This window comes from Endozoicomonas sp. SESOKO1 (genome assembly GCF_024606265.1).
Taxonomy (GTDB): domain Bacteria; phylum Pseudomonadota; class Gammaproteobacteria; order Pseudomonadales; family Endozoicomonadaceae; genus Endozoicomonas.
The window spans coordinates 1-2,694 of sequence record NZ_JAHHPP010000114.1 but is presented as its reverse complement, the minus strand read 5'-3'; the positions used below and the strand labels follow the sequence as shown (position 1 = coordinate 2,694).

General features: G+C 52.5%; 4 protein-coding genes. All 4 read right to left on the bottom strand.

Features of this window, described 5'->3' with window-relative positions; all coding sequences use genetic code 11:
• A partial coding sequence (locus KDK13_RS05945) for an AAA family ATPase (RefSeq protein ID WP_257284046.1) occupies positions 1-533 on the bottom strand: 533 nt, incomplete at its 3' end.
• On the bottom strand, positions 533-1,834 hold the full coding sequence (sbcD, locus tag KDK13_RS05940; RefSeq protein WP_257284045.1) for an exonuclease subunit SbcD: 1,302 nt from the start codon (positions 1,832-1,834) through the stop codon (positions 533-535). The genes sbcD and KDK13_RS05945, both read right to left, overlap by 1 nt.
• 72 nt (positions 1,835-1,906) lie before the next feature.
• Positions 1,907-2,275, bottom strand: coding sequence for a DUF5329 domain-containing protein (locus tag KDK13_RS05935; protein ID WP_257284044.1), 369 nt, complete (start codon positions 2,273-2,275; stop codon positions 1,907-1,909).
• Positions 2,276-2,328: 53 nt separating this feature from the next.
• Positions 2,329-2,547: a CreA family protein gene (locus KDK13_RS05930; protein ID WP_257284043.1), complete on the bottom strand. Its 219-nt coding sequence runs from the start codon at positions 2,545-2,547 to the stop codon at positions 2,329-2,331.
• Positions 2,548-2,694 lie beyond the last annotated feature (147 nt).

The window sequence follows — 2,694 nt, the reverse complement described above, 5'->3', positions numbered from 1 at the left end:
GTACCGGTCAGTTCCTCCAGCAGCTCTGCCCGGTCATTGGCGCTGGCCTCCAGAAAAGCGGCAAAACCACCCTGGGCCAGCATCATGGATTTGGTGAAACGTCCGAAGTCCAGGCCGGTCAGCTCACTGACCTTTTTCAATTTATCGCTGATACGGGTAGTAATAATCGTACCGTCACTGTGGGCCAGCTCAACCTGCGGCGCCTGCAACTTGCCATCGGTTTTGCCCCGGGCCCGGCGTTGTGACCAGAAGGCCCGGTAGGCTTTACCTTTCACTTCAAACTCAACTTCCGAGAGCGACTCAGCCGTATGCCGGGTCATCAGCTCGTTATCGGAGGCGGAGATCGTGGTCAGGCGGGGTGTCTGGTGGTACAGGGCAAGGCAGATGGCATCCAGTAGCGTGGTTTTGCCAGCACCGGTCGGGCCGGTAATGGCAAACAGGCCATTGTTGGCAAAAGGTTCACTCTGGAAGTCTATTTTCCACTCGCCCCTCAGGGAGTTAATATTTTTCAGGCGCAGGCTGAGAATTTTCATCAGGCGTTGTCCTTCTGGCCATGGTGCGCCACCATGGGATGCTCTTGATCGGCGGCAAACACGTCGTCGAGTATTTCCTGAAACGCACCGGTCAGCTGCTGTAATTGTTCATCGGTAAGCTCTTCCTGCTGAAGCCGTTGCTGAAAAACATCTTCAACGTTCAACTCGGCCAGACTCTCCTGGTCGGCAACGGTTAAGGATGCCGCTGCCTTTTCCCGTTTTCTTCTGACCCTCAGCAGCTCAAATGAGGACAGCTCCTCCCTGGCAAGCACCAGCTGCTCGACCCGGCTTTGCAGGTCATGGAGGTAAGCTTCAGCGGTGATTTCAATCTCCAGCCATGGGTTGAGCGGCGCCTGTTGCTGATCATTCTCATCGGCTGGCTCATCGGCCCGTTCACTGGCAAGAGCGGCCAGCTGCTGGTCAATACTGTCCAGGGAGCCCCTGAGACTGATCAGAGGCCTGAAGACAGGAACCATAACGGACTCAATTTTATTCAGCTCATTTCCCTTGAAGTCCACAATAATGACTTGCTTATCGGACCCGGCTTCATCAAAACTCAGGGGGATTGGTGAACCTGAGTAGCGGATATGTTCCTGCTTCGCTACCACCTGTGGCCGGTGCAGATGGCCGAGGGCAATGTAGTGAGCTTCAGGGAATGCGGCTACCGGGAATGCTGACAGGGTCCCGATATAAATCTCACGCACGGATTCGCTCAGTTGTCCGCCAACTGTCGTTAAATGACCGGTGGCAATAATGGGCAGACGTTCCCCAGCCAGCTTTTCAGCTTCTGTGTAAATGGTCTGATAGTGGGCAGCAATCGCCTGTTGCAATGCCTGTTGTTTACCCTCACCGGTCTCTCCTGCCTGGCTTTCCAGAACATCCCTTGGACGGACAAAAGGAATGGCGCAGATGACCGCACCGGGATCACCCTGAGCGTTGTTCAACACCAGAACCTGTTCCCGGGCGTCTTTACTGACGCCACCCACCACAAAGGTATTCAGGCAGGCCAGCAGCTCTTTCGACTCATTCAGTGTCGCTACCGAGTCGTGGTTGCCACCAATCACGATAAGCTGTTGGCAGTGGGTATTGCGCAGGCTGACAATAAAACGGCTGTACAGTCCCCTGGCATAGCTCGGTGGTGTGCCGGTATCAAAGATATCACCGGCAATAATCAGGGCATCAATGCGCTGCTCTTGCACCAGAGCGATCAGCCAGTCCAGAAAGGCCTGGTGTTCTGCTTCCCGGCTTTTGCCCATAAAGTGCTGGCCAAGGTGCCAGTCAGATGTGTGAAGAATACGCATAAGAACCAATACGGTGAATTTCCACGGCTTATTGCCTTGCAGACAAAGGGATTATAGATTGAGAGCCGGGTTTTAAGAATGGTTTATGACCCCCTGCCGGTATCGCTGCAACTCTTCGAGCAGCCATTCACTGGACTGTTGCTCTTTTGTTCCGGGGCACTTTATCCGGTAGGGTTCACCGGACAGGGTGCTCTTGCTGGCACTGAATTCGATAAATTCTTCTGCACTGTTAATCCGCTTACTGAAGTACCGGTACTTCTTTGTCATATGCTCCACTGCCTCAGACGACGGGTGACTACTGTCGTTTCTGATAAAGCTGCATCTGGAAGCCGAGACATAGGCGATAAGGTGGTCAATTTCGCTGGATACTGAATCGGCAGAAACGGTGTTTATGCTGTTAAAGGAGACAAGTAGCGCAAAAAGCAGGCTGAAAATTTTCATTGAGCAGTGACAGTTAAAAATGATGAAAACTAACCGGAAAATAAAGGTACCGGTTATTGAGGTGTATCAGGTTGGTTTAATTGATCCCAGGCAGGGTTTCCCCACAGGGGTACGGTGGTCATGGAATGTTTTGCACTGTCGGCGGTCTCTTTGGTTGAGTAGCTCAGATAGATCAGTGTTTTGTTTTTCTCATCCCAGATGCGCCGTATTTTCAGGTTTTTCCAGAGGATGCTTTTCGATGTCTTAAACACCACTTCGCCACTTTTGGACATATTGATGTTGTTGAAGAAGGGGTGTGATCAACAGGGTGAAGGCTATCGTACGCATGATTTTAACCGTCAGGTAGCGGGCTCAGCCTGGGAGGCTGTCCGAGAATAGACTGCCCTACCGGCAACTGCTCCTGCGTTGCTCTAGCTCCT

Coding starts and splice junctions, on each gene's coding strand:
- sbcD (WP_257284045.1), bottom strand. CDS start 1,834: ATGCGTATTCTTCACACATCTGACTGGCACCTTGGCCAGCACTTTATG.
- KDK13_RS05935 (WP_257284044.1), bottom strand. CDS start 2,275: ATGAAAATTTTCAGCCTGCTTTTTGCGCTACTTGTCTCCTTTAACAGC.
- KDK13_RS05930 (WP_257284043.1), bottom strand. CDS start 2,547: ATGTCCAAAAGTGGCGAAGTGGTGTTTAAGACATCGAAAAGCATCCTC.